Genomic DNA, 23,486 nt, shown 5'->3' with positions numbered 1-23,486 from the left:
TGCCATGATCGCCCCCATGGAATCGACGCCGTCGCCGACCCCACCCCCGCCCGCCCTCGTCCCCCGGGCCTCAGCCCGGACGGGGCTGCTGCTCGTGGCGGTCGTGCTCGCGGCGGCCGGCTGCGGCAGCATCCCGGCGACCGGGGCGGGCGGGGGAGCGCCCGTCCCGGCGCGCACCATCGGCGACGAGCCCCCCGTGGTCACACCGGTTCCCGCACCCGCCGTGAGCACTGGGACCACCCCGGGGCCGGTCCGGTCGGTGCCGCTGCCGGGCGCCCCGCCGACCGCCCCGGTCGCGACCCCGGTCCCGCCGCCCGCCTGCTCCCCCGAGGGCGTCGCCCTGACCGTCGGCGACGGCGATGCCGCGATGGGCCTGCGGGTCCTGTCGATCCGGCTGACCAACTGCGGCACCCGCCCCTACAGCCTCAACGGTCACCCCGCCGTCCGGGTCCTGGACGCCGAACGCGCCCCGCTCGCCGTGACCGTGAAGCGCGGCTCGGCCGGCATCGCCACCCTGGCGCACTTCGACGCGGCCCCGAAGCCGCTGACCCTCCAACCGCGCGAGTACGCGGAGTTCCAGCTGGTCTGGCGCAACACCGTGACCCTGGGCGACAAGGCGCCCGACAACGGCCGCTACCTCGATGTCGCCCCGCTCCCCGGCCGCCCCCGGCTGACCGTCCCGGCCGATCTCGACCTCGGCACCACCGGCCGGCTCGGCGTCGCCCCCTGGTCCGCGCCCGCACGGTAGACCGCCAACACCCCTGCCCGCCGGACGACATGGCGGTGCCTGGAGAATGGCTCCATGTCCGAACAGTACCTCTCGGCGTTCGCGGTCGACGGCGACGCCCTGTTGCGCGCGGTCGGCTCCGGCGACGAGTCCTTCGTCCGGTCCGCCCTGGACCGGATCGCGCCGCTGGCGGCGGGCGACCGGCTGCTGCGGGCCACCGATCCCGCCGAAGTGGAGTCCGCGCTGCGGGAACTCGCCGACGGCCGGCTCGACCCCGCGCGCCCCGGCGGCTACGGCTGGCTGCTGGAACTCCTCCTGCCCGGCGCCGGTGACAGGCTCGGCGCGGCGATCCTGCCGGGGCGCGGCTGGCACGAACTCGCCGACACCTTCCGCAGCTGGGGGCTGCCGACCCTCGCCGGACTGTGGGCGCGCCCCTGGCCGTGGCCGCGGGCCGAGGTGTCGGACGGGGATCCGTGGCCCTTCCCCTGCCTCGCGGCCGGGCCCGAACTCGACCGCGTCCACGCCGAACTGGCCGGCTTCGACACCGACCGGATCCAGGAGGAACCCGAACTCCTCCCGGGTGGTGACGAGGACGCGGTCGAGGAGGTCGAGTGGCTGGTCGGCGAACTGCTCCCGGCCTGGACGGCGGGCGCCCGGGAGCGGGGGCTCGGACTGCTGGTCCTGCGCGACGGCGGCAAATGACCGCGTGCGGACGACCGGCGCGGCGCAGTCGTGGGGGTGCCTGCGCCGCGCCGGGGTTCATGGGTGACCGGCGGCCGGTGACCTGGGCCAGCCGGTCGGAAGCCCGACGGGTCGGAAGCCCGACGGGTCAGAAGGCGGGACGGTCGTTCAGTTCGACGATCTTCAGATCCCTCAGTCGCACGGTGAACCAGACCTCCTGGCTGCCGCCCCCGGCCCAGAACTCGGTGAGCCGGACGGAGGCGAAGCCGTACTCCTCCTTCACCTGCTGGACGGACCAGTCCACCGGGACGTTCTGGGCGCGGAACACCGGATCGGCGTCGTGCTGCCGTGCCCAGGCGTCCAGTCGGGATTCGAGGGCCGGGGTGAGGAAACGCTCGCGCACCTCGGACGGCAGCTCGTCACCGGTGCCGAGCACCGCCCGCCGGTACTCCTCGAAGAAGGTGACCACCTGGTGCGCGGCCGGTGTCCCCGCCCGGACCGGTGCCGCCGCGGTGCCCCCGGCCACTCCCGGGGGCACCGCGGACGCGGCCTGGGCCGGCAGGGCGAGGAGCCCACCGGCGGCGAGCAGGGCGGTGGCGCCCGCCAGGGCGGCGCGCAGGGGGTTCGTTCGCTTCATGACTGGATTCCATCATTCGCCGACGAACTCTGCATATCGCCGAAACGTGTGGTTTGGTGCCGCCGAAAGCTGAATTGACGAATCATCTGCTAAAGCGAGTACCCGACCTGCCGGCCCTTTCCGGGTGGGCCCGCGAACGCCTGGGCGATCGGCATCCAGGCCGTCGCCACCTCGCCGACGGCGGTCAGCGCGAGGTCGTCCCGGTGCCGGCGCTGGGTGACCAGCAGGCAGAAGTCCAGGGCCGGGCCGCTCACCCGGTCCGCCGCCCCCTCCGGCCCCCAGGTCCACGCCTCCCCGTCCGGCGCCGTCAGTTCGACCCGCACCGGGACCTCGGGCACGGGCAGCCCGTGCACCGTGAAGGCGAACCCCAGGGTCCGCACGCCCAGGTGCGCGACGTGTCGCAGCCGGGCGCTCGGCTCCCGGGCGGCGCCGAGCGCGTCCGCGACGTCCTGCCCGTGCGCCCAGGTCTCCATCAGCCGGGCGGTGGCCATCGACGCGGCCTTCATCGGCGGGCCCAGCCACGGCAGCCTGGCCCCGTCCGGCACCGCCGCGAGGGCGGCCGCGAGCCGCTCCCGGCCGGCCCGCCAGCGGGTCAGCAGCGCGGCCGGCCGCTCGGCGGCCCCGTGCGCGGCGCCCTCCTCGACCGGGTCCGCGCCGGCCGCCAGCAGCTCGCCGAAGATCCGGCGGGAGTCCGCGACGAAGGCTTCGGGGTCGCGCGCCGCCAGCTCGGACCAGTCGTCCGTCCAGGCCAGGTGGGCGATCTGATGGGCCACCGTCCAGCCCGGCGCGGGCGTGTCCCGGGCCCAGCCGTCCGGTTCGAGACCGGCCACGAGCCCGTCCAGCACCTCGCTCTCGGCCCGCAGGTCGGTCAGCAGTCCGGTCAGTACGGACGACTCCCCGGGAACGTTCGGGTCGGTCATGGATCTCCCTCTCGCAGCCTCGGAAACCTGGAACACGCCGTGGCGCGCCACCCTTGGTGACCCGCCGGTAACCTCGCGCCCGCACCCTACGCCGACCGGCGGCCCGGTACCCGGAACTCCACCGAACCCGCGCTCCGGACCCCTCCCCACGGACGGGGGCCCGTGTGAGAATCGCGCGGTGACGACCGCCCCGACCGTCCCGAGCACCGTCCCGACCGCCGTCCCGGCCACCGTTCCGACGGCTCCGACCACGACGTTCCCGCCCGTGGGCGGCGCGCCGGTGCCGGAGGACCCCCGGGCCGACCTCGCCGTCCGGGCCGCCGAGCTGGTCCGGGACGCGGTGCTCGGCGACCTCGCCCGCCGGGTGGTCGCCGACTGCGGCGCGGACGTCGGCCTGGTCGGCGTGCCGGACCCCGCGGTGGCGGGCCCGGAGGCGGCGGGCCCCCGCGCCGAGGGGATGGTGCTGCGGCACTGGGCCGGCACCCGCGCGGACCTGCTGCACGGCCTGGCCGTGCCGGCCGGGACCGGCCTCGGCGGCCGGGCGCTGGCCGAGCGGGCGCCCAACTGGGTGCCCGACTACCGCGCCGCCACCACCATCTCGCACCACTACGACGCGGCCGTCACCGCCGAGGACCTCTACGCGATGCTCACCGTGCCGCTGCTCCACCACGGCGCGGTGCACGGCGTGGTGTACGCCTCGCTGCGCGCGGTGGTGCCGTTCGGGGACGTCCGGATCGGTGCGGTGACCAGGCTGGCCGAGGCCGCCACCCGGGCCCTGGCCGGGGCCGCGGCCTGGTGCGGGGGGCCGGCCGCGGACCGGGTCCCGCGAAGAACGGGACCGCCGACCGCGCCCGTCCCGCTCACCCCGCGCGAGCACGAGGTGCTCCGCTGGGCGGCGACCGGCCGGACCAACCCGGAGATCGCCGCCCGGCTCGGACTCACCCGCAACACGGTGACGGGTTACCTGAAGAGCGCGATGCACAAGCTCGGCGTCCGTAACCGCACCGAACTCGCGCTCACCGCCCGTGAGTTCGGACTGCTCGACTGAACATGTGGCCCGGGCGGGTCAGTTGACGCGACGCTCGCGGCCCGCCCAGTACGGCTCGCGGAGCCGGAACTTCTGCAGCTTCCCGGTGGTCGTCCGCGGCAACGACTCCCGGAACTCCACCGAGGTGGGCGACTTGTACCCGGCCAGTCGCTGCTTGCAGTGCGCGATGAGGTCCGCCTCGCCGGCCTCGGCGCCGGGCTTCAGCACCACCAGGGCCTTGACCGTCTCGCCCCACTTGGCGTCCGGTACGCCGATCACCGCGGCCTCGGCCACCGCCGGATGGTCGTACAGGCAGTCTTCCACCTCGATCGAGGACACGTTCTCCCCGCCGCTGATGATGACGTCCTTCTTCCGGTCCGAGATGGTCAGGTAGCCGTCGGTCAGGGTGCCGCCGTCGCCGGTGTGGAACCAGCCGTCCCGGACCGCCTCGACGGTGGCCTCCGGCTGCTGCCAGTAGCCCTCCAGGACGACGTTGGAGCGGACCAGCACCTCGCCCTGCTCGTCCACCCGCACCTGGTTGCCGAGGGCCGGGGCGCCGGCCTGCACCAGCTTCTCGGCCCGCTTCTCGGCGGGCAGTTCGTCCCACTCGGCGCGGGTGCGGTTGACCGTGACCACCGGTGAGGTCTCGGTCAGGCCGTAGATCTGCATGAACTCCCAGCCGAGTTCGGACTCCATCCGCTGCACCACCGAGGTGGGCGGCGGCGCGCCGGCCACCACCATCCGCACCCGGTCCCGGCCGGGGACCGGCCCCTCCCACTCGGCTGCCGCGTCCAGCACCATCTGCACCACGGCGGGCGCGCCGCACAGGAAGGTCACGCCGTGCCGCTCGACCCGGCGCAGGATCTCCGCGCCGTCGACCTTCCGCAGCACCACGTGCCGCGCGCCGAGCCCGGTGAGCGAGAACGGGAAGCCCCAGCCGTTGGCGTGGAACATCGGCAGGGTGTGCAGGTAGACGTCCCGGTCGCTCGCCCCGAAGTGCAGGGCCATCAGGTTGGCGTTCAGCCAGATGTTGCGATGGGTGAGCTGAACGCCCTTGGGCCGGGCGGTGGTTCCGCTGGTGTAGTTGACGGTGGCGGTGTCGTTCTCGTCGACCGGGTACCGGCGGGGCGCGTGCTCGAAGTCGTAGAGGAGGCGGTCGCTGTCCGCACCGATCACGAACTTGTGCTCGGCGACCACCCCGGCCAGCGGTTCGGCCAGCTCCGGGTCGACCAGCAGCACCGAGGCGCCGCTCTGTTCGACGATGTAGGACACCTCCTCCGCCTTGAGGCGGAAGTTCACCGGGACCAGCACCCGGCCGTGACCGCTCACCCCGAACATCGAGGTGAGCAGCCGCGCCGAGTTGTGCGACACGACCGCCACCCGCTCGCCGGGGCCGACCCCGAGCCGGTCCAGCCCGGCCGCCTGCGCCCGGGCCAGTTCGGCGATCCGGCGGTACGTCAGAATGCCCCAGGATTCGGCCGGTTGCTCCGATTCGTCGACGATGCCGACCCGGTCGCCGTAGACCAGTTCGGCCCGGTCGAGGAAGTCCATCACGGAGAGTGGAATCTGCATGCGCCCACTGTCCTCCGACCGCCGCCCCCTGCACACCCCCGATCGGGGGTGTCACTCCATAGAGGCCGAGGAGGCCGGGAGAGCGGCCGCGGCGGAGGGGGACGTGCTCGCCGTCGCGGTCCCCTCGGCGCGGGCGATCGCCGCGGCAAGCCGGTCCCGGGTCTCGGCCTGGGCGGCGATCCGACGTTCCAGTACCGCCAGCCGGTCCCGGGCGATCCGCAGCGCGCCCGCCGACGGGGGGCCGAACGCCTCCTGGTCCAGGCACCCGAGGAACGGCCGGACGTCCTCCAGGGTGAACCCGGCCTCCAGCAGCGAGCGGATGTTGCGCACCCTGGTCACCGCCGACTCCTCGTACACCCGGTAGCCGTTGGCCGCCCGCCCGGAGCCGATCAGACCGGCCTGTTCGTAGTGCCGCAGCGCCCTGGCGGTGGTCCCCGTCGCCCGCGCCAGCTCGCCGATCCGCACCCGCGCGGCCCCCGTCCGTCCGTCGGCGCTCATCCGACCACGGCGCCCCCGTCCACCGGCAAGACTACGCCGGTGACGAAGGCGGCCTGCGGCGCGGCGAGCCAGGCGATGGCCCGGGCCACCTCGTCGGCTTCGCCGATCCGGCCCAGCGGCGTGTGCGCGAGTTGCCAGGCGCGCAGTGCCGCCCGCTGCTCGGGGCCGATCCCGGCATGGTCGGCGATCGGCGTCTCGATCGCGCCGGGCGCCACCGCGACCACCCGGATGCCGAGCGGGGCGAGTTCGACGGCCCAACTGCGGGTCAGGGTGTCCACGGCGGCCTTGCTCGCGGCGTAGACGGAGTTGCTCGGCCAGCCGCGCAGGCCGACGGCCGTGCTGACGTTGACGATCACCCCCCGGCTCCGGGTGAGCGCGGGCAGGGCCGCCTGGGCCAGCAGGACGGGCGCCGTCAGATTGGTGGCCAGCAGCGCGCCGACTCCCTCGGGGGTGTAGCCGCCGAGCGTCGCGTGCGGGGCGACACCCGCGTTGTTGACCAGGACGTCCAGTCGGCCGAACCGTTCCAGCGCGCCCCGGACGATCGTCCCCGGGCCGTCCGGCGCCGTGATGTCGGCGACCAGCGGCACGATCCGCCCCGGTGCCCGCTCCGCCGTCCCCGCCAGCGGTTCGGCCCGCCGTCCGACCGCCACCACCCGGGCCCGGGGGTCCTGTTCGGCGAACGCCCGTGCCGTCGCCCGCCCGATCCCGGTCCCCGCGCCGGTGACCACCACCACCCGTCCCCGCTCCGCCACAGCCCGCTCCGTTCCCGTCGTTCCGTTCATGCCCGCAAGCCTGCGACCCTGACGCCGGTGGCAAGGTCAAGCACCGTTCCGCGACGGGGCCGGGGGCGGTCGCGTGAACGGCGGGGTCCGGGCCGGGGGCGCGAGCCGGAGCCCGGTCCTCCTCTTGCTGAGCCGGCGGCGAACAGGGGGCGAACAGGGGGGCGTGGAGGAGGCGCGGCCTCCGTTCCGCTGCTAGGAAGGGCGGCAGGACCGCAAGGACATCCGCACGGGGAGAAACACCGATGACCGACCACCGCTCCGACGGCCTCTACGACGCGATCGGGGGCCTCGAAGCCCTCCGGAGACTGAGCAACACCTTCTACCGGGGCGTGCTCGCCGACCCCCTGCTCGCACCGGTCTTCGCCGACTTCACACCCACCCACATCGAGCACGTCGCCGTCTGGCTGGCCGAGATCTTCGGCGGACCGGACCGCTTCACCACCGAGCTCGGCGGCCACCGGTCCCTGCTCCGGGTCCACCTCGGGCTCGCCATCACCGAGGAGCAGCGCACCCGGTGGATGGAGCTGATGGCCGAGGCCGTGCACGAGGAGCTCCCGGAGGGTGAACTGCTGCGCCGCCGTGTCCTGGAGTACTTCGACTGGGGGACCCGGATCGCCAAGGACGTCTCGGCCTCGCCGGCCGGCACCGACCTCGGGGACCCGGGCCCCACCCCGCGCTGGGGCTGGGAGGGTCTCCAGTAGGGCGTGGCCGAAAGGCACGCCCCGGGGCGTCCGGAGCGGCCGCCGGGCACCGTCGGCGGCCGGGAAACCGGTTGGACGAGGGGGCTTCGACAGGCCACAGTGGCGGCATGGCTTCTCTTGTGCAACACGTCACGTTCGACTGCGCCGACCCCCACGCCCTCGCCGTGTTCTGGGCGGAGGTGGTGGACGGCGCCCTGGGCGAGGGCGACGTCCCCGGTGACCCGGAGATCGAGGTCAACTCCGACGGTGTCTCGCTGCTCTTCATCCGGGTCGAGGAGGGCAAGGAGGTCAAGAACCGGCTCCACCTCGACCTCACGCCGAAGGACCGCACCCGGGACGAGGAGGTGGAGCGTCTGATCGCGCTGGGCGCGAAGCCGTTCGAGGACCACCGCCGGCCCGACGGCGCGGGCTGGGTGACCCTCACCGACATCGAGGGCAACGAGTTCTGCGTGGTGCGCAGCGCCGCCGAGCGGACCGCCACCTCCTGAGCGGTACCGCCTCCGACCGCTATCCGACGGCCGCCCGCCAGACCCACGAGGTCCGGCGCGGGCGGCCGTCGAGTTCGCCCCGACCGGTGCACCAGAGCAGCACCTCCACCGGCTCCCCGGCGGGCGCGTCGGGGAAGAGCCGGTCGAGCACCGCCGCCGCGAGCCGCGCCGGGGGACGCCAGTCGAGGCCCAGCCCGAGGGTGATGTCATGGGTGTGCAGCAGGGTCTCGGCGACACCCATCGCGGCGAAGCCGGCCGGGTCGCAGGGCCCGTAGTGCCAGGCCCGCAGCCCGGGCGGCGCCGCGTCCAGGGCGATGGCCAGCAGGTGCGCGGCGGCCGTGACCACGGTGAGCACCTCGGCCGGTCGTGCGTCCGGACGCACGGTGAGGTCCAGCGGCAGATAGCGGTCGGCGGGCCGGGCGGCGAGCTGCCCGGCGTAGGCGAGCAGGTCGTGGGCGAGGTGGGCGGCGGTCTCCCGGCAGCTCCACTCCAGCGGTCCGGCGGGCGCGTTCCAGTCCGCACCGCCCGCCCCGGCGGCGGGTCCCAGCACGGCTGCGGTCTCGCCGAGCGCGGCCCGGACGTCGGTCCCGTTCATCCGATGGTCGGTCATCGCCCCACCGTCTCACGCCCCACCGCCCGGGCGCCCCGCGTGTCCGCGCCGCCGCCGCCCGCCCCGGGTGCTACTGCTGGTCCCGGATTCCCACCCGGCCGGCGAGGTGCAGGCGTCGGCCCCGGAGAACAGGCAGGTACCCCATGGCCGACATCGCCGTGTTCGGCGCCGGCGGCAGCGTCGGCGCCGCAGTCCTCGCGGAGGCCGCCGCACGCGGCCACCGGGTGACGGCCGTGGTCCGGGACCCGTCCCGGTTCGACGCCGCCCGCCACGGCGGCTCCGCCGGGCCGGGCCGGGTGACCGTCCTGGCCGGTGACGTGCTCGACCCGGCGGACGTGGCCCGGGTCGCGGCCGGACAGGACGTCCTGGTGAGCGCGGTCGGCGGTGGCGACGGCCCGGGCCACCTGGCGCTGATCGGACCGGCCGCCCGCGCGCTGGTCGACGGGTTGCGCGAACTCGGCGGCGGCGCACCCCGGTTGATCGTGGTCGGCGGCGCCGGCAGTCTGGAGACCGGGCCCGGCGTCCGGGTCTGGGACGCCCCCGGGCTGCCGGACGGGGTGCGGCAGATCATGCACGCGCACGGCGAGGCCCTGGACCACCTCCGGACGGTGACGGACGTGCGCTGGACGGTGCTCAGTCCGGCCGCCGTCCTCGGCCCGGGGGAGCGCACCGGCCGGTACCGCACCGGGCTGGAGCAACTCCTCACCGACGCCCGCGGGGAGAGCCGGATCTCGGTGCCGGACTACGCGCTGGTGCTGGTCGACGAGATCGAGCAGCCCGAGCACATCGGCGAGCGGTTCACCTGCTGCGCCCTGTGACCGGCCCGCCCGTCGCCGTCGGCCGCTGTCGCCGCCGCCTTCGCTGCCGCCGTAGGCGTCGCCCGCGCCCGGTCAGCCGAGCTGGATCGAGCGCTTCGCCAGGCCCATCCAGAACCCGTCGATCACGGTGCGCTGGCGGTCCAGTTCGCCCTCCGCGGCACCGAGGGTGACGAACAGCGGGGCGAAGTGCTCGGTCCGGGGGTGGGCGAGCCGGCCGGCCGGCGCCTTCTCCTCGAAGTCGAGCAGCGCGTCGAGGTCCTGGGCCTCCAGCGCCCGCCGGCCCCAGTCGTCGAACTCGGCCATCACCGATGTGATCCGGCCGTCACGGGCGAGCGCCCGCAGGTTGTGGGTGAAGAAGCCGCTGCCGACGATCAGCACGCCCTCGTCGCGCAGCGGGGCGAGCCGGCGGCCGATCTCCAGCAGCCGCCGCGGGTCGAGGGTCGGCATGGAGACCTGGAGGACGGGGATGTCCGCCTCGGGGAACATCTCCACCAGCGGGACGTACGCGCCGTGGTCGAGGCCCCGGTCGGGGATGTCCTGGACCGGCGTGCCGGGGGCGCGCAGCAGCTTCCGCACGCGGTCGGCGAGCTCCGGTGCGCCCGGGGCGGCGTACTGGACGCGGTAGTAGTGCTCGGGGAAGCCCCAGAAGTCGTACACGAGCGGCACCGTGGTGACCGCGCCGAGCGCGAGCGGAGCCTCCTCCCAGTGCGCGGACACCATCAGGATCGCCCTCGGCCGGGGCAGGTCGGCGGACCAGGCGGCCAGCTGACCGGGCCAGACGGGGTCGTCGGCGAGCGGCGGCGCGCCGTGCGACAGGTAGAGGGCGGGCATGCGGCCGGTTGCGGCGTTGCTCATGGCGGTTCTTCTCCTCCGGCCCTCGGGATGCTCGGGGGCTCCGTGGAAGGCGGTCCGGGCAAGTAGTTCAAATTTGAACTCTGCACGGATTCGACCGTACACCTTCGTTCGAATTTGAACAATAGGAGTACGATCACCCCATGCCCTCCACCTCGTCCGCACCTTCGGCGCCCCCCTCCGCCGCCTCCCCGTACGAGCCCCGGTGGCTCGACGAGGAGGAGATGGCTGCCTGGCGGAGCTTCGTCACCGCGAGCAACCTCCTCAACCGCCGCCTGGAACGCCAGCTCAAGGAGGACTCCGGTCTCTCCCACACCCAGTACGAGATCCTCGTCCACCTCTCCGCCGCCCCGGCCGGCTCGCTGCGCATGACCGAACTGGCGGACAGGCTCGTCACCTCCAAGAGCGGCCTCACCTACCAGGTCACCCAGCTGGAGAAGGCGGGCCTGGTCGGCCGGCGCTCCTGCCCGAGCGACGTGCGCGGCGTCTTCGCGGAACTCACCGACCAGGGACGGGAGATGCTGCGGGAAGCGGCTCCCGGTCATGTCGCGCTGGTCCGCGAGCTGCTGATCGACGTGCTCAGCCGGGAGCAGCTCGCCGTCCTCGCCGACGGCCTCGGCCAGGTCAGCGCCCGCCTCCGCCTCGACGACGCCCTCTGAGCCGGGCGGCGCGCTCTCCGGACCGTCCCGGATCCTCCCGGACCGTCCGCGAGCCGTCCGCCCTTCGAGCCGCCGGGTCCCGAGGGCACCCCCGTCGCCCTCGGGACCCGGCTTCCCCGCGCCCCGTCCCGTCCGCGGCTCCCGGGCCCGCAGTTCTCGGCCCTCGGCCCTCGGCCCTCGGCCCTCGGTCCTCAGTCCTCGGCCGGGGCCGCGTCCGCCGCGCGGGCGAGCAGCAGCTCCCGCTCCCGTTCGTTGCGGGTCAGCCCCGCCGCCCGTTCGAACTCCGCCCGCGCCTCGGTACCCCGTCCCAGTCGGGCCAGCAGGTCCCCCCGGACGCTGGGCAGCAGATGGTACCCGCGCAGCGCCGGTTCCTCGGCCAGCGCGTCCACCAGTTCCAGCGCGACCGCGGGTCCCTCGGCCATCGAGAGCGCCACGGCCCGGTTGAGTTCGACCACCGGGGACGGGGTCAGTGCCATCAGTCGCCCGTAGAGGGCGGCGATGGTGCGCCAGTCGGTGTCCTCGTAGCGCACGGCGCGCGCGTGGCAGGCGGCGATCGCCGCCTGGACCGCGTACGGGCCGGTGCCCGCCCGCACCAGGGCGGTGAGCCCGCGCCGGATCAGCAGCCGGTCCCAGCGGGCCCGGTTCTGGTCGGCGAGCAGGACCGGCCGTCCGTCCGGGCCGGTGCGGGCCGCCGTCCGGGACGCCTGGAGCTCCAGCAGTGCCGCCAGCCCGTGCGCCTCGGGCTCCCCGGGCATCAGCGCGGCCAGCACCCGGGCGAGGCGCAGGGCCTCCTCGCAGAGCGCCGGTCGCAGCAGATCGTCCCCGGCGGTCGCCGAGTACCCCTCGTTGAAGATCAGATAGATGACCTCCAGGACGGAGGAGAGCCGGGCCGTGCGCTCCGCCCCGTACGGGACCTCGAACGGGATCCGGGCCCGCGCCAGCGCCCGTTTGGCGCGGACGATCCGCTGGGCGACCGTCGGCTCCGAGGAGAGCACGGCCCGGGCGATCTCCGCCGTGGTGAGCCCGCCGAGCAGCCGCAGCGTCAGCGCGATCCGGGCCTCGGCCGACAGCACCGGGTGGCAGACGGTGAAGATCAGCCGCAGCAGGTCGTCGTCGATGTCGTCCGGCCCGGCCGGCTCCGGCGGCGGGACGTCCTCCAGTGCCCGTCCGACCTCGGCGAGCTTGCGGGCGTACGTCTCCCGGCGGCGGACCAGGTCGACCGCGCGGTGCTTGGCGGTGGCCATGAGCCAGGCGCCCGGACGCTCCGGGACGCCCGACCCGGGCCACTGCTCCAGCGCGGCGACCAGCGCGTCCTGCGCCAGTTCCTCGGCGATGCCGACATCGCGCACGATGCGGGTGACCCCCGCGATGATCCGGGCGGACTCGATCCGGAAGACGGCCTCGACCGTCCGGGCCGCGTCGGTCCCGGTGGTTCCCGTCCCCGTCGCGCCGGTCCCGGCCGTCCCCGTCCCGGCCGTTCCCGTCGCACCCGCGTCGCGCTCCGTCACGATCACCCATCAGAGCAGTCGCCGCCCGAGGGGGCAAACCGTCCGGGCCCGCCCGTCACGCCTCCGCCCGCCCGTCACGCCTCCGGCGGCGTGGCACCCTCGTCGATCTGCCGCAGCTCGGCGCCGACCGTCCAGCTCCCCGGGTGGACCTCCAGGAAACGCCGGGTCCATTCGACGGCCTCGGCCATGTCCTTGCACTGGAGGATCGCGTAGCCGCCCACGACCTCCTTGGTCTCGGTGAACGGCCCGTCCGTGCAGCTCACCCTGCCGCCGTCCCAGAGCAGCCGGGTGCCCTCCTTGGTGGGCAGCAGTCCGGCGGTGTCCAGCATCACCCCGGCCTTGGTGATCTCCGCGAACAGCGCTCCCATCCGCTCCTCGAACGCGGCGTCCATCTCGAAGTCCTGGGACTGCTGCTCGTCGATGCGGATCAGGCTCATGAAGCGCGGCATGGTACTCACTCCTCGTCGGTGCGGGCGGGGCTTCTCCCCGCCGCTCACCCCTGCGTCGATCGGGGGGCGTCCGTTTCGACAGCCGGTCGGAAAATTCTTCCGGCGGATCCCCGGCCCGGCCACCGGAGCGCGCGGCGCGCGGGTGCGGCGGCGCGCGGACCCGGTGCGGACGAGGTGCGTCGGCGCGGGAAATCGGCGCCGCGCGGGTGTATCGGACCCGGCCCGGCCTCCGCTACGGTGGCGATGGATACATCGATGTATCCGATGCGCCGATGTATCAAGGTGGAACCATGGCAACGACGGACGCGGCACCTGGGCCCGGCGGCGTCCGGGTGACCGCGCGCAGGGCGCGGACCAGAGCCCGGCTGCTGGAGGCCGCCTTCGGCGTGTTCGCGGCCAAGGGATTCGGCCGGGTGTCGATCGAGGAGGTCTGCGAGGCCGCCGGGTACAGCCGGGGCGCGTTCTACTCGAACTTCGACACTCTGGAGGAGCTGTTCTTCGTCCTGTACGAGGAACGGGCCGAGCTGATCGCCGCCCAGGTCACCGACGCGCTCGCGGTGGAGTCCGGGGAGACGGACGTGGCCGCGCTGGCCGAGCGGGTGACCGGGGTGCTGCTGCTGGAGCGCGACTGGCTGCTGATCAAGACGGACTTCCTCGTCGTCGCCGCCAGGGACCCCCGGACCGCGCGGACCCTGCTGGAGCACCGTCGGCGGCTGCGGGAACTGATCGCCGAACGGCTGGCGGGGCTGGCGGCCCGGCGCCCGCTGCCCGAGGTGCTGGGGGGTGCCGAGGGCGCGGCCCACGCGGTGATCGCCGCCTACGACGGTGTCACCACCCAGCTCCTGCTGGACCGCGACGTCGAGCACGCCCGGGCCTGGCTCCGGCAGCTGCTGCTCGCCCTGCTGTCCGCCGACGACCCCCGCTGACGGGGGTTCCCCGTCCCGTCCGCTTCCCCCGCTCTCCCCGCTTCGCCCGCTTTCCCCGCTTTCCCCGTGACCCCGGCCGGACCGGCCGGTCGCCCGAAGGATGGAGTGCTGTCATGGACGCCGATGTCATCGTGGTCGGAGCCGGACTCGCCGGGCTCGTCGCGGCACGCGAGCTCACCGCGCGCGGCCGCCGGGTCGCGCTGCTGGACCAGGAGAGCGCCGCCAACCTCGGCGGCCAGGCCCACTGGTCGTTCGGCGGACTCTTCCTGGTGGACTCGCCCGAGCAGCGGCGCCTCGGAGTGAAGGACTCCGTCGAACTGGCCTGGAACGACTGGAGCGGCAGCGCCCGGTTCGACCGCCTCGACGACGAGGACTCCTGGGCGGTGCGGTGGGCCCGCGCCTACGTGGACTTCGCCGCCGGCGAGAAGCGCGCCTGGATCACCGAGCGCGGGATCAAGCTGACGCCGTTGGTGGGCTGGGCCGAGCGCGGCGACCTGCGCGCGGACGGCCACGGCAACTCCGTGCCGCGCTTCCACGTCCCCTGGGGCACCGGCACCGGCGTCGTCGGCCCCTTCGTGCGGGACGCCCGGCAGGCCGCCGACGCGGGCCTGCTCACCTTCCACCACCGCCACCGGGTCGACGAACTCGTGGTCCGCGACGGAGCGGTGACGGGCGTGCGGGGCACCCTGCTGGCGGAGGACCGCGCCCCCCGCGGCGTCGCCTCCAACCGGGAGCCGGCCGGGGAGTTCGAACTCACCGCCCAGGCCGTGATCGTCACCACCGGCGGCATCGGCGGCGACCACGAACTCGTGCGCCGGCACTGGCCGGAGCGCATGGGCACACCCCCGAAGAACATGATCACGGGCGTCCCGGCGTACGTGGACGGGCGGATGCTCGACATCAGCGCCGCCGCGGGCGTGCGGCTGGTCAACCGCGACCGCATGTGGCACTACACCGAGGGCATCCGGAACTGGGACCCGGTCTGGCCCGAACACGCGATCCGCATCCTCCCGGGCCCGTCACCCCTGTGGTTCGACGCCCTCGGACGGCGCCTGCCGGAGCCCTGCCTGCCCGGCTACGACACCCTGGGCACGCTCAGGCACCTCCGTACCACCGAGGACATCGCGCCGTACGACCACTCGTGGTTCGTGCTCACCCAGCGGATGATCGAGAAGGAGTTCGCGTTGTCGGGCTCGGAGCAGAACCCCGACCTCACCAGCGGTGACCGCAAGGCCGTCCTGCGCGAGCGGCTCCTGGGCAGTGGGGCACCCCGCCCGGTGGAGGCGTTCAAGCGGAACGGCGCGGACTTCGTCGTCGCCGCCACCCTGGAGGAACTGGTCGCGAGGATGAACGGCCTGACCGACGAACCACTGCTCGACCCGGCCGTGCTGCGGGCCCAGATCGAGGCCCGGGACCTCCAGATCGCCAACCCCTTCAGCAAGGACGCCCAGATCCAGGGCATCCGCAACTCCCGCCGCTACCTGGGCGACCGGCTCAGCCGCACCTCCTCCCCGCACCGCGTCCTCGACCCGGCGGCGGGCCCGCTGATCGGCGTCAAGCTGCACGTGCTGACCCGGAAGACCCTCGGCGGCATCCAGACCGATCTCGACTCCCGCGCCCTCGGGCTCGACGGGCGTCCGGTCGACGGCCTGTACGCGGCGGGGGAGGTGGCCGGGTTCGGCGGCGGGGGTGTCCACGGCTACAACGCCCTGGAGGGCACCTTCCTCGGCGGCTGCCTGTTCTCCGGCCGCGCTGCGGGCCGGGCGGCGGCGGGTTCGGTGGCCTGACGGCTCGCGGCGTGACGGGCCCGGGGGCCGTCACGCCCCCACCCGTGCCCCGGGGCCCCGAACCCGCCCCCGGGCGGTCAGAACATGCGGGCCTGGGTGACCTGGTTCAGGTGGATCAGGACGTCATAGGCCCGCCCGATCGCCAACTGCGGTCGGGGGTCGGTGAGATAGACCGACCCCGCCTCGTAGGTCGGGCGGGGGACGTCCAGCCAGTCCCGGGCCGTCCGGGGGGCGGTGCGCAGGTCGACGTAGTAGTCCCGGTACTGGACCCGGTCGAGGGTGTGCTCGTTCATGTCCGGCGTGGCCGGCGGGACGGTGACGGCCTTCCAGGCGTCGGTCAGGATCCCGTCGTTGGTGAGGAAGGAACCGCTGTCGAAGGTGAAGCCGACGGCCACGTAGTCCCGGCCGTAGACGTCACGCAGGTGGGACCCCTGCGGCTCGGGGTACAGGAAGGTGTCGGTGGCCAGGTAGCCGGTGTGCCCGTTGTGCGCCGACAGCAGCACCCTGCCGCCGGTACGGCGTTCCCACCAGGCGGTGTTGTCCGCCATCGCCCGGTCGCGCAGCTGCTCCGCGGCGGAGACCGAGGCCGGGTCGGCGAGGTCCAGGGCGGCGAAGTCGAAGGTCTCGGCGATGTTCCGGGCGTGCTGCACGGCCCACGCGTGGGCGTCCCCGCCGGCGCCGCTCGCGCTGACCAGGTCGAGGGCCCGTCGCGCCCCGGCGGCGTTCTCCCGGCGCTCGGCGACCGGCCTCTTCAGGTACGCCATGGTGTCGTCGAACGGCCGCAGCCCGGCGTAGAGCCCTTCGAGTTCCGGGAGCGCGTCCGGGCGGGCCTCGCGCAGGTAGGAGGCGACCCGTTCGAAGATCCGGTCACCGAGCCTCGGGGCGCCGATGTCGTCGCCGAGGAAGTGGACCGGGTTCTCCGGGCGGTTCCGGTTGTGGGAGCGCATCCAGTCGATCAGGTCGGCGAACTCCTCGCGGTCCCACGGGCTGCCGCCCAGGGCGCTCTTGACCACCTGCCGCGCGTCGCCCGGGCCGCCCTGGACGTACTCGTCGATCTCCAGGCCGCTGCTCCAACTGGTCTCCAGGGCGAAGGTGGTGAAGTCCTTCTCCTCGACGAGGTAGCGGAACAGCCGCTGCTTCATCGCGAAGAACTCGTGCGAACCGTGGGTGGCCTCGCCGAGGCCGACCACCCGGGCGTCGCCGATCATCGCGCCCAGCGCCCGCAGGTCCGCGGTGCGGCCGCCCGGTTCGGTCGTCCGCAGCGGCTGGGCGACGCCGTCCAGCGCGCGCACCACGGCGGAGCGCTGCGCCTGCGCCGGGTCAGCGGTCGCGGCGGCGGCCGCGGGGGTCACTGGTGCGGCGACCGCCGCCACCGGGGCCAGCACCGCCGCGGCGGCCAGTGCCGCCGTCGCCGCCAGCAGTCCGCGCCGCCCGGTCCGCGTGTTGCCTGCCATCGTGATGATCACTCCTCGACCGAGGAACGCCGATGTCTTCGGCGCTCGATGAGTTGATCTTCACCGCGGAGGGTCCCGCGGCGCGCTGGGGAGGGCCGCCGTCCTTTCCGGGGGCAACCCCCCGGTGGAACCGGGCGGCGGTCCCCCCGACCGGCGAGGGCCTTCCGTCCGTTACCGCGCGCGGTGACCGGACGACGCGAGGCGGAGCGGAGGAGGATGAGCGGCAGGTGCCCCACGAGGGCGAGTCATGGCTGGTGGGACGGGGTGCCGGCCAAGCGATAACGGCTCGCCGAATGCCGCGTTCCATGGAAGCATCCGCTGTTATGGGGACGAATCTGCACGGCGCGCACGTCACACTCCGCCCGGCCTCGGCCGAGGACATCCCGGCCCTGGTCGCCATCCGCCGCACTCCCGAGGTCTTCGCCCGCTGGCGCGGTGGTGACGACCTCACCGACGCCGTCACCACCGACCTCGCGGAGCCCGGCACCGAGACCCTCGTTGTCGAGCTCGGGGGCCGGATCGTCGGCGCGGTCCAGTGGTACGCCGAGAACGACGACGAGTACCGCCACGCCGGGATGGACATCTACCTCGACCCGGCCCACCACGGGCGCGGCCACGGCACCGACGCCGTCCGCACCCTGGCCCGCCACCTCGTCGACGACCACCACTACCACCGGCTGATCATCGACCCGGCGGCCGACAACGCGGCGGCGATCCGCTGCTACGAGAAGGTCGGCTTCCGCCCGGTCGGGGTGATGCGCCAGTACGAGCGCGGCTCCGACGGCACCTGGCACGACAACCTGCTGATGGACCTGCTGGCAGCCGAACTCGTCTGACCGGCCCAGGCCCAGGCCCAGGCCCAGGCCCCGACGCCGGCGCGCCGGTACCGGGCCGTACCCGGGTCCGGCCCGGCCCGGCCCGGCCCGGCGCTGGGTCAGTGGTCCGCGCGGAGCGGCTCACCGGTGCGGTGGAGGTGGGTCAGGATCTCCCGGTAGGAGCGGAGCAGCCCGGTCTCGTAGTACGGGATGCCCTTCTCCGCGCAGAACCGGCGGGTGATCCGGGCGGCCCGGGGGAGCGCGGCGGTCGGCATGCTGGGGAAGAGATGGTGTTCGATCTGGTAGTTGAGGCCACCCATCAGGGTGTCGAGCACCGGGTTGCCGCGGACGTTGCGCGAGGTCAGCACCTGGCGGCGGAGGAAGTCCAGCCGCATCTCCGGGGTCACCATCAGCATGCCCTTGTGGTTGGGCGCGAAGACGCAGCCCAGGTGGACGCCCAGCACCGCCTGGTGGACGGCGAGGAAGGCGATCGCCTTTCCGGCCGGGAGGGCGGCCAGGACGACCCCGAGGTAGGCCGCGAAGTGGAGCACCAGCAGGGAACCCTCCAGCCGGCGGCGCTTCAGACCGGGGCCGCGCAGCGCGCGAAAGCTGTTCCAGCTGAGGTTGAGGCCCTCCAGGAGGAGGAGCGGGAGGAAGAGGTAAGCCTGCCGGCGGCCGATGAACCGGGCGACCCCGCGCGCCTCCCGGGCCTGTCGCTGGGACCACACCACGATGTCGGGGGAGACGTCCGGGTCCCGGCCCTCGTGGTTGGGGTTGGCGTGGTGGCGGGTGTGCTTGTTCATCCACCAGCCGTAGCTCATGCCCATCAGCAGGTTGGCGACGAGCCGTCCGCCGATCTCGGCGCCCCGCCGACCGCGAAAGACCTGACGATGCGCCAGATCGTGTGCTAGTAGTCCAAGTTGGGTGAAGACGACGGACATCGCGGCGGCCAGGGCGAGTTGCAGCCAGGTGTCGCCCAGGGCGAACAGGGCGTACCAGCCGCCGGCGAAGGCGGCGAGGGTGAGGCCGAAGCGCGCGGTGTAGTAGCCGGGGCGCCGGTCGAGCAGCCCCGCCTCGGTGATCCGGCGGGCCAGTTGGGCGAAGTCGCTGCCCTCCCGCTCCCGCGGGGCCGTTGCGGGTGTTGCGAGTGCTGTGGGTGCCGCGCGCGGGGCAAGCGTCGTGGGCTCTGGGCTCATGGCAGGAAGTCTGGTGGTCGGTCCGGGGGGCGGAGAATCGGACAAGCCCCCTTTTCCGTAGGGGGGTTGGCCCCCGGGTCGGGGAAGGGGATGCCCCCGGCCCGGGGGTGGTCGGGGTTGACGGCCATCCAGGGCTTCCACCACCCTTTCACTAATTGAGTAGTGAAAGGGTGGTTTACTCATGGGGATGCTCCATGCCCTCCGTCGGCCCCGGCCGCTGTCCTGGGGGCTGGCCGGGCTGTTCGCCGCGCTCTACGCCTGTGTCGCCGTCAACCGGCACCGGCGAATGCTGACCCAGGCTTACGACCTGGGCATCTTCGAGCAGGCGGTGCGCGCCTACGCCCACGGGGAGGCGCCGGTGGTGCTGCTCAAGGGTCCCGGCTACCACCTCCTCGGCGACCACTTCCACCCGGTGCTGGCCACCCTCGGCCCGCTGTACCGGCTGTTCCCGAGCGCCGTCACCCTGCTGCTGGCGCAGGCGGTGCTGATGGCGCTGGCCGTCGTGCCGCTCGCCCACTGGGCCTTCGAGGTGGGCGGCCCGAGGCTGGCGGTCCTGGTCGGCGGCCTGACCGGGGTCTCCTGGGGGATCGTCGAGGCGGTGGCGGACGACTTCCACGAGATCGCGTTCGCGGTGCCGCTGCTGGCCTTCGCCGCCACCGCGCTCGGCCGGGGCCGACCGGTCGCCGCCGTGCTCCGGGCCCTGCCGCTGGTGCTGGTCAAGGAGGACCTCGGGCTCACCGTGGCGGCGGTCGGGGCCCTGGTCGCCGTCCGGGCGGGGAAGGGGAGCGGGACCAGGGCGCTGGGCTTCGGGGTGGCGGTTTTCGGGCTCGCGGCGACCGCGCTGACCGTGCTGGTCGTGCTGCCGTCGTTCAATCCGGACGGGGGCTTCGACTACTGGGGTCAGATGGGTGCCCGGGAGGCGGCGGGCGCGCCGTGGGAGGTCGCGGGCCGACTGGTCTGGCCGCCGCTGAAGTGGCTGCTGCTCGGACTGGCCGCCGCGACGGCCGGCTTCCTGGGGCTGCGGTCACCGCTGGTCCTGCTCTGCGTGCCCACCCTCGGTTGGCGGCTCGCCGCGGACAACCCGCACTACTGGGGTGTCGGTTACCACTACAGCGCGGTGCTGATGCCGCTGCTGCTGGCGGCCCTGGTGGACGCCGTGCGGCGGACCGGCGCCTTCGACGGCCCGGGCCGGGTGCTCGCGAGGGGGTGGGAGGCCGGACCGGGGCGGGCGGCCGTCCGCCGGGCCCGGCGCGCACTGGCGGCCGCCGCGCTGGTCGCCCTGGTGACGCTCCCGGTCTACCCGCTGCACGAACTCGTCGCGCCCGGGGCCTGGGGGACCTCGCCCCGGCTGGAACGGACCCGGGCGATGCTCGCCCGGATACCCGACGGTTCCACCGTCGCCGCCTCCAACCGCCTCGCCGCGCAACTGGCCGGGCGGACCGCGGTCGGCCTGGTGTGCCGCGAGCCGTCGCCGCCGGTCGAGTCCCCGCCGGTCGGGTCCCCGTCGGTCGGCGTGGTGCGGGGCGGTCCGGACTGGGTGGTCGTCGACCTGGCCGACCCGAGCGTGCGGGCCCCCTGTGCGATCGCCGACACGGTCCGAATGCTCGACCGCTACGAGCGGCTGGGCTACCGCCGGGTCGTGGACGACGGTGACCTGCGGCTGCTCGGTCGCCCGTAGGGCCTTCCCGCGCCTTCCCCCGGGGTGGGTCGGACTTGACCGCGGCACGGTGGTCCGCCACCATTCCACCAATAAACTAGTGAAAGGGTGATGCGGGTGTGATCGAGTACCGCATCGAGCGGCGCAGCGGAGTCTCCACCTACCAGCAGATCGTGCAGCAGACCAAGCAGGCTCTGCGGCTCGGTGTGCTCCAGCCCGGGGACAAGCTGCCGACCGCGAGGGAGGTGGTCGAACAGACCGCGATCAACCCGAACACCGTGCTGAAGGCGTACCGCGAACTCGAACGCGAGGGGCTGGTCGAACCCCGGCCCGGCCTCGGCACCTTCGTCCGGCGTTCGCTCGCCCGGCCCGAGGCCGCCGCCGACGGGCCGCTGCGCGCGGGGCTGGTGGGGTGGGTCGACGAGGCCCGTACGGCCGGACTCGACCGTGAGGACATCTCCGCACTGATGGCTTCCGTGCTGGACCAGCGCTTCGAGACCGGCGTCAGCGGCGGCGGTGCTGCTCCCGGCCTCAGCGGGGGCACTGGAGCCACCGGCGGCGATCGCGCCGGGAGCACTGGCAGCAACGGGAGTTCCGGCAGTGTCGGGAGCAGCGGGCCGGCGGATCCGACCGCGTAGAACAGAGAGGGTGGGGGCCGCATGACAGACGAGACAGCGGCGACGCGCGCGATATCCGGGCCGTCGGACGGCACACCGTCCGACGGGACGCCGGCCGACGGAACGCCGGCCATCGAGGCCGTGGGACTCGGAAAGCGCTACCGGGGTGACCGGTGGGCGCTGCGCGACTGCGGGTTCAGCGTCCCGGCGGGCCGGATCTGCGGTGTGGTCGGCGCGAACGGGGCCGGCAAGAGCACCCTGCTCTCCCTGGCCGCGCGCCTGATCGAGCCCACCGAGGGCGAGTTGCGGGTGTTCGGCGAGGCGTCGAGCACGCCGGAGACGCGGGCCAGGGTCGCCTGTGTCACCCAGGAGAAGCCGCTCTACCCCTCCTTCACGGTGGCGGGGACGCTGCGCATGGGGCGTGAGCTCAACCCGTCCTGGGACGAGGAGGCGGCCCAGCGGGTCATCGACATGGGGGAGTTGCGGCTCGACGCCCGCGTCGGATCGCTCTCCGGTGGTCAGCGCACCCGGGTCGCCCTCGCGCTCGCCCTCGGCAAGCGCGCCGACCTGCTCCTGCTCGACGAGCCGATGTCCGACCTCGACCCGCTCGCCCGCCACGAACTGATGGGCGTCCTGATGGCCGAGGCCGCCGAACGCGGCACCACGATCCTGCTCTCCTCCCACATCCTGCCCGAACTCGACGGCATCATGGACCACTTGCTGCTGGTGCAGGCGGGTCGGATCCGGTTGTCCGGCGACCCGGAGGAGATCCTCGACAACCACCGGCTGCTCACCGGCATCGCCGACGGGGCGGAACTCCCGGCCGGGACCGCCGTGGAGCGCAGGGTCCGGGGCCGCCAGGTCACCGCGCTGCTGCACACCGGTGAACCGGTCGACGGGCCGTGGGAGTCGGTCCGGCCGAGCCTGGAGGAACTGCTGCTGGCCTACCTCCGCACCCCGCTGCCCCCGTCCTCCACTGCCAGTGCCCCCGCCCCCGATCGCGAGGCCGCCGCATGAGCACCGACACCCTGTCCGGCCCGGCGAACCCGTCCCGCCCGGCCGCCCCGACGGCCGTGAACGGCGGCTCCGCCGCGGCCCGCCGCAGGCGCGGGCCGAGCGGGGCGCTGTGGCTGGTCCTGCACCAGAACCGGGCCGCGATCCGGTCGGTGGCGATCCTGCTCGTCGTCCTCTCCGCCGTCCTGGTCGCCCTGCACGTCCTGATCCAGGACCGGATCGGGGTCATGCAGCGGACCTCCTGCCACACCCCGGCCTCCTGGGACCGGATCGAGTGCCGGATCCAGTACGGCCGGGTCGAGATGCTGACCCGGATGTTCACCGACATCCTCCAGCCGGCCGTCACCGCCGTTCCGGTGCTGATCGGCATGTTCCTGGGCGGGCCGCTGCTCGCGCAGGAGTACGAGCGCGGCACCGTCCGGCTGGTCCTGACGCAGTCCGTCAGCCCGCGTCGCTGGCTGCTGACCCGGCTCGCCATCCCCGGTGCGACCGTCCTGGTGGCGACCGCCGTGCTGTCCGCGCTGACCAGCTGGGTGTGGTGGTCGGACATCTACCACGGCCCGGTGGCCTTCGACCCTCCGTTCCAGGGCTTCACCTACCCGGTGCTGGGCGTCGCCCCGGTCGCCTGGTCGCTGTTCGGGCTGGCACTGGGCGTGCTGGTGGGGCAGCTGCTGCGGCGCACCGTCGGCGCGATTCTGGTCAGCGGGGTGGTGGTGGCAGTCGCCCAGGCCGTGGTGGTCGCCTGGCGGCCGTTCTTCTGGCCGCTGGTCGAGGAGGAGCAGCCGTACAACACCATGATGAGCGGCTTCGTCCAGCCCGCGAGTGCCTGGCTGGTGGAGCGCGGTGTGGTGCTGGCGGACGGCACCCGGAAGATGAGCGACGAATGCTACGAGTCGACCAGTGGCTGTCAGGAGGCGCCGACGGCCTGGGGCCAGTACCACCCGGTCTCGCACCTGGTGCCGATCCAGCTGGTCGAGGCCGGTCTGCTGCTGACGCTCACCGCCGCCGTGGTGATCGTCGTCCTCCGCCGGCTCACCCGCGCCGGGGTCTGAACGGTCCGGCGCCGTCCGATTACGGTCTTCTGCCCGCGC

25 protein-coding genes are annotated in these 23,486 nt (G+C 74.1%); 14 read left to right on the top strand and 11 right to left on the bottom strand.

The window, feature by feature from the left end; all coding sequences use genetic code 11:
- Nucleotides 1-16 precede the first annotated feature (16 nt).
- On the top strand, nt 17-748 hold the full coding sequence (locus ACIQ9P_RS00345; RefSeq protein ID WP_402347291.1) for a DUF4232 domain-containing protein: 732 nt from the start codon (nt 17-19) through the stop codon (nt 746-748).
- A gap of 54 nt (nt 749-802) precedes the next feature.
- On the top strand, nt 803-1,429 hold the full coding sequence (locus tag ACIQ9P_RS00340) for a hypothetical protein (RefSeq protein WP_402347288.1): 627 nt from the start codon (nt 803-805) through the stop codon (nt 1,427-1,429).
- A gap of 127 nt (nt 1,430-1,556) precedes the next feature.
- Here ACIQ9P_RS00340 and ACIQ9P_RS00335 read toward each other — a convergent pair whose 3' ends face one another.
- Both ACIQ9P_RS00335 and ACIQ9P_RS00330 read right to left on the bottom strand, forming a co-directional pair.
- Nucleotides 1,557-2,045, bottom strand: coding sequence for a hypothetical protein (locus ACIQ9P_RS00335; RefSeq protein WP_402347285.1), 489 nt, complete (start codon nt 2,043-2,045; stop codon nt 1,557-1,559).
- Between the two features lie 89 nt (nt 2,046-2,134).
- Entirely contained in the window at nt 2,135-2,965 is an 831-nt protein-coding gene (locus tag ACIQ9P_RS00330) for a TIGR03084 family metal-binding protein (RefSeq protein WP_402347282.1), read from the bottom strand.
- A 178-nt stretch (nt 2,966-3,143) separates the two neighbouring features.
- Between ACIQ9P_RS00330 and ACIQ9P_RS00325 the strand changes: the two genes are divergently transcribed.
- Entirely contained in the window at nt 3,144-4,013 is an 870-nt protein-coding gene (locus ACIQ9P_RS00325) for a LuxR C-terminal-related transcriptional regulator (RefSeq protein WP_402347279.1), read from the top strand.
- An 18-nt stretch (nt 4,014-4,031) separates the two neighbouring features.
- Here ACIQ9P_RS00325 and ACIQ9P_RS00320 read toward each other — a convergent pair whose 3' ends face one another.
- The 3 genes from ACIQ9P_RS00320 to ACIQ9P_RS00310 are packed head-to-tail and all read right to left on the bottom strand — an operon-like array spanning nt 4,032 to nt 6,844.
- Entirely contained in the window at nt 4,032-5,564 is a 1,533-nt protein-coding gene (locus tag ACIQ9P_RS00320) for an AMP-binding protein (protein WP_402347276.1), read from the bottom strand.
- Nucleotides 5,565-5,615: 51 nt separating this feature from the next.
- Complete coding sequence (locus ACIQ9P_RS00315; RefSeq protein WP_402349768.1) at nt 5,616-6,029, bottom strand: MerR family transcriptional regulator; 414 nt, start codon at nt 6,027-6,029, stop codon at nt 5,616-5,618.
- Between the two features lie 29 nt (nt 6,030-6,058).
- Nucleotides 6,059-6,844 (bottom strand): SDR family NAD(P)-dependent oxidoreductase, encoded by a 786-nt coding sequence (locus ACIQ9P_RS00310; protein WP_402347273.1) that lies wholly within the window; start codon nt 6,842-6,844, stop codon nt 6,059-6,061.
- 242 nt (nt 6,845-7,086) lie between these two features.
- Between ACIQ9P_RS00310 and ACIQ9P_RS00305 the strand changes: the two genes are divergently transcribed.
- The gene (locus ACIQ9P_RS00305) at nt 7,087-7,545 is read left to right on the top strand and encodes a group II truncated hemoglobin (RefSeq protein ID WP_402347270.1); all 459 of its coding nucleotides are present in this window, start codon (nt 7,087-7,089) and stop codon (nt 7,543-7,545) included.
- A gap of 107 nt (nt 7,546-7,652) precedes the next feature.
- Nucleotides 7,653-8,033, top strand: coding sequence for a VOC family protein (locus ACIQ9P_RS00300; RefSeq protein WP_402347267.1), 381 nt, complete (start codon nt 7,653-7,655; stop codon nt 8,031-8,033).
- A 19-nt stretch (nt 8,034-8,052) separates the two neighbouring features.
- Here the strand turns inward: ACIQ9P_RS00300 and ACIQ9P_RS00295 are convergent, their stop codons facing one another.
- Nucleotides 8,053-8,643, bottom strand: coding sequence for a maleylpyruvate isomerase N-terminal domain-containing protein (locus ACIQ9P_RS00295; protein ID WP_402347264.1), 591 nt, complete (start codon nt 8,641-8,643; stop codon nt 8,053-8,055).
- A 143-nt stretch (nt 8,644-8,786) separates the two neighbouring features.
- On the opposite strand from ACIQ9P_RS00295, the gene ACIQ9P_RS00290 reads away from it, so the two are divergent.
- A complete protein-coding gene (locus tag ACIQ9P_RS00290) occupies nt 8,787-9,461 on the top strand; it encodes an NAD(P)-dependent oxidoreductase (RefSeq protein ID WP_402347261.1) in 675 nt (224 codons plus the stop codon).
- Nucleotides 9,462-9,533: 72 nt separating this feature from the next.
- Here the strand turns inward: ACIQ9P_RS00290 and ACIQ9P_RS00285 are convergent, their stop codons facing one another.
- Nucleotides 9,534-10,316 carry a dioxygenase gene (locus tag ACIQ9P_RS00285; RefSeq protein WP_402347258.1) on the bottom strand — a complete coding sequence of 261 codons (783 nt, stop codon included), beginning with the start codon at nt 10,314-10,316 and terminating at the stop codon, nt 9,534-9,536.
- A 140-nt stretch (nt 10,317-10,456) separates the two neighbouring features.
- Between ACIQ9P_RS00285 and ACIQ9P_RS00280 the strand changes: the two genes are divergently transcribed.
- Entirely contained in the window at nt 10,457-10,972 is a 516-nt protein-coding gene (locus ACIQ9P_RS00280; protein ID WP_402347255.1) for a MarR family winged helix-turn-helix transcriptional regulator, read from the top strand.
- A 191-nt stretch (nt 10,973-11,163) separates the two neighbouring features.
- Here ACIQ9P_RS00280 and ACIQ9P_RS00275 read toward each other — a convergent pair whose 3' ends face one another.
- Both ACIQ9P_RS00275 and ACIQ9P_RS00270 read right to left on the bottom strand, forming a co-directional pair.
- Complete coding sequence (locus tag ACIQ9P_RS00275) at nt 11,164-12,360, bottom strand: RNA polymerase sigma factor (RefSeq protein WP_402349765.1); 1,197 nt, start codon at nt 12,358-12,360, stop codon at nt 11,164-11,166.
- Nucleotides 12,361-12,554: 194 nt separating this feature from the next.
- The gene (locus tag ACIQ9P_RS00270; RefSeq protein WP_402347252.1) at nt 12,555-12,929 is read right to left on the bottom strand and encodes a YciI family protein; all 375 of its coding nucleotides are present in this window, start codon (nt 12,927-12,929) and stop codon (nt 12,555-12,557) included.
- Between the two features lie 290 nt (nt 12,930-13,219).
- On the opposite strand from ACIQ9P_RS00270, the gene ACIQ9P_RS00265 reads away from it, so the two are divergent.
- The gene (locus ACIQ9P_RS00265) at nt 13,220-13,855 is read left to right on the top strand and encodes a TetR/AcrR family transcriptional regulator (protein WP_402347250.1); all 636 of its coding nucleotides are present in this window, start codon (nt 13,220-13,222) and stop codon (nt 13,853-13,855) included.
- Between the two features lie 113 nt (nt 13,856-13,968).
- Nucleotides 13,969-15,642: an FAD-binding dehydrogenase gene (locus ACIQ9P_RS00260; RefSeq protein WP_402347247.1), complete on the top strand. Its 1,674-nt coding sequence runs from the start codon at nt 13,969-13,971 to the stop codon at nt 15,640-15,642.
- 77 nt (nt 15,643-15,719) lie between these two features.
- On the opposite strand, the gene ACIQ9P_RS00255 is transcribed toward ACIQ9P_RS00260, so the two are convergent.
- Nucleotides 15,720-17,096 carry an erythromycin esterase family protein gene (locus ACIQ9P_RS00255; RefSeq protein WP_402347244.1) on the bottom strand — a complete coding sequence of 459 codons (1,377 nt, stop codon included), beginning with the start codon at nt 17,094-17,096 and terminating at the stop codon, nt 15,720-15,722.
- A gap of 323 nt (nt 17,097-17,419) precedes the next feature.
- Between ACIQ9P_RS00255 and ACIQ9P_RS00250 the strand changes: the two genes are divergently transcribed.
- Nucleotides 17,420-17,932, top strand: coding sequence for a GNAT family N-acetyltransferase (locus ACIQ9P_RS00250; protein WP_402347242.1), 513 nt, complete (start codon nt 17,420-17,422; stop codon nt 17,930-17,932).
- 98 nt (nt 17,933-18,030) lie between these two features.
- Here the strand turns inward: ACIQ9P_RS00250 and ACIQ9P_RS00245 are convergent, their stop codons facing one another.
- Nucleotides 18,031-19,107, bottom strand: a complete 1,077-nt coding sequence (locus ACIQ9P_RS00245) for a fatty acid desaturase family protein (RefSeq protein ID WP_402347239.1) — start codon at nt 19,105-19,107, stop codon at nt 18,031-18,033.
- A gap of 187 nt (nt 19,108-19,294) precedes the next feature.
- On the opposite strand from ACIQ9P_RS00245, the gene ACIQ9P_RS00240 reads away from it, so the two are divergent.
- The 4 genes from ACIQ9P_RS00240 (at nt 19,295) to ACIQ9P_RS00225 (ending at nt 23,447) form a co-directional block, all read left to right on the top strand.
- Nucleotides 19,295-20,785: a DUF2079 domain-containing protein gene (locus ACIQ9P_RS00240; RefSeq protein ID WP_402347236.1), complete on the top strand. Its 1,491-nt coding sequence runs from the start codon at nt 19,295-19,297 to the stop codon at nt 20,783-20,785.
- Nucleotides 20,786-20,886: 101 nt separating this feature from the next.
- Nucleotides 20,887-21,402: a GntR family transcriptional regulator gene (locus ACIQ9P_RS00235; protein WP_402349763.1), complete on the top strand. Its 516-nt coding sequence runs from the start codon at nt 20,887-20,889 to the stop codon at nt 21,400-21,402.
- A gap of 21 nt (nt 21,403-21,423) precedes the next feature.
- Entirely contained in the window at nt 21,424-22,398 is a 975-nt protein-coding gene (locus ACIQ9P_RS00230; RefSeq protein WP_402347233.1) for an ABC transporter ATP-binding protein, read from the top strand.
- Nucleotides 22,395-23,447: an ABC transporter permease gene (locus tag ACIQ9P_RS00225; protein ID WP_402347230.1), complete on the top strand. Its 1,053-nt coding sequence runs from the start codon at nt 22,395-22,397 to the stop codon at nt 23,445-23,447. Before ACIQ9P_RS00230 ends, ACIQ9P_RS00225 begins: the two co-directional genes overlap by 4 nt.
- The last annotated feature ends 39 nt before the right edge of the window (nt 23,448-23,486 follow it).

Source organism: Kitasatospora sp. NPDC094019, assembly GCF_044764505.1.
Lineage (GTDB): Bacteria > Actinomycetota > Actinomycetes > Streptomycetales > Streptomycetaceae > Kitasatospora.
Note: the sequence above shows the minus strand (reverse complement) of the source record. Positions and strands in the feature narration are given on the sequence as shown.

Bases quoted from the DNA above. Each gene is read 5' to 3' on its own strand.
- ACIQ9P_RS00300 (WP_402347267.1), top strand. From the start codon at position 7,653: ATGGCTTCTCTTGTGCAACACGTCACGTTCGACTGCGCCGACCCCCAC.
- ACIQ9P_RS00250 (WP_402347242.1), top strand. From the start codon at position 17,420: ATGGGGACGAATCTGCACGGCGCGCACGTCACACTCCGCCCGGCCTCG.
- ACIQ9P_RS00340 (WP_402347288.1), top strand. From the start codon at position 803: ATGTCCGAACAGTACCTCTCGGCGTTCGCGGTCGACGGCGACGCCCTG.
- ACIQ9P_RS00245 (WP_402347239.1), bottom strand. From the start codon at position 19,107: ATGAGCCCAGAGCCCACGACGCTTGCCCCGCGCGCGGCACCCACAGCA.
- ACIQ9P_RS00255 (WP_402347244.1), bottom strand. From the start codon at position 17,096: ATGGCAGGCAACACGCGGACCGGGCGGCGCGGACTGCTGGCGGCGACG.
- ACIQ9P_RS00230 (WP_402347233.1), top strand. From the start codon at position 21,424: ATGACAGACGAGACAGCGGCGACGCGCGCGATATCCGGGCCGTCGGAC.
- ACIQ9P_RS00285 (WP_402347258.1), bottom strand. From the start codon at position 10,316: ATGAGCAACGCCGCAACCGGCCGCATGCCCGCCCTCTACCTGTCGCAC.
- ACIQ9P_RS00330 (WP_402347282.1), bottom strand. From the start codon at position 2,965: ATGACCGACCCGAACGTTCCCGGGGAGTCGTCCGTACTGACCGGACTG.
- ACIQ9P_RS00265 (WP_402347250.1), top strand. From the start codon at position 13,220: ATGGCAACGACGGACGCGGCACCTGGGCCCGGCGGCGTCCGGGTGACC.
- ACIQ9P_RS00295 (WP_402347264.1), bottom strand. From the start codon at position 8,643: ATGACCGACCATCGGATGAACGGGACCGACGTCCGGGCCGCGCTCGGC.
- ACIQ9P_RS00335 (WP_402347285.1), bottom strand. From the start codon at position 2,045: ATGAAGCGAACGAACCCCCTGCGCGCCGCCCTGGCGGGCGCCACCGCC.
- ACIQ9P_RS00305 (WP_402347270.1), top strand. From the start codon at position 7,087: ATGACCGACCACCGCTCCGACGGCCTCTACGACGCGATCGGGGGCCTC.
- ACIQ9P_RS00320 (WP_402347276.1), bottom strand. From the start codon at position 5,564: ATGCAGATTCCACTCTCCGTGATGGACTTCCTCGACCGGGCCGAACTG.
- ACIQ9P_RS00260 (WP_402347247.1), top strand. From the start codon at position 13,969: ATGGACGCCGATGTCATCGTGGTCGGAGCCGGACTCGCCGGGCTCGTC.
- ACIQ9P_RS00280 (WP_402347255.1), top strand. From the start codon at position 10,457: ATGCCCTCCACCTCGTCCGCACCTTCGGCGCCCCCCTCCGCCGCCTCC.
- ACIQ9P_RS00270 (WP_402347252.1), bottom strand. From the start codon at position 12,929: ATGCCGCGCTTCATGAGCCTGATCCGCATCGACGAGCAGCAGTCCCAG.
- ACIQ9P_RS00310 (WP_402347273.1), bottom strand. From the start codon at position 6,844: ATGAACGGAACGACGGGAACGGAGCGGGCTGTGGCGGAGCGGGGACGG.
- ACIQ9P_RS00225 (WP_402347230.1), top strand. From the start codon at position 22,395: ATGAGCACCGACACCCTGTCCGGCCCGGCGAACCCGTCCCGCCCGGCC.
- ACIQ9P_RS00290 (WP_402347261.1), top strand. From the start codon at position 8,787: ATGGCCGACATCGCCGTGTTCGGCGCCGGCGGCAGCGTCGGCGCCGCA.
- ACIQ9P_RS00345 (WP_402347291.1), top strand. From the start codon at position 17: ATGGAATCGACGCCGTCGCCGACCCCACCCCCGCCCGCCCTCGTCCCC.
- ACIQ9P_RS00240 (WP_402347236.1), top strand. From the start codon at position 19,295: ATGCTCCATGCCCTCCGTCGGCCCCGGCCGCTGTCCTGGGGGCTGGCC.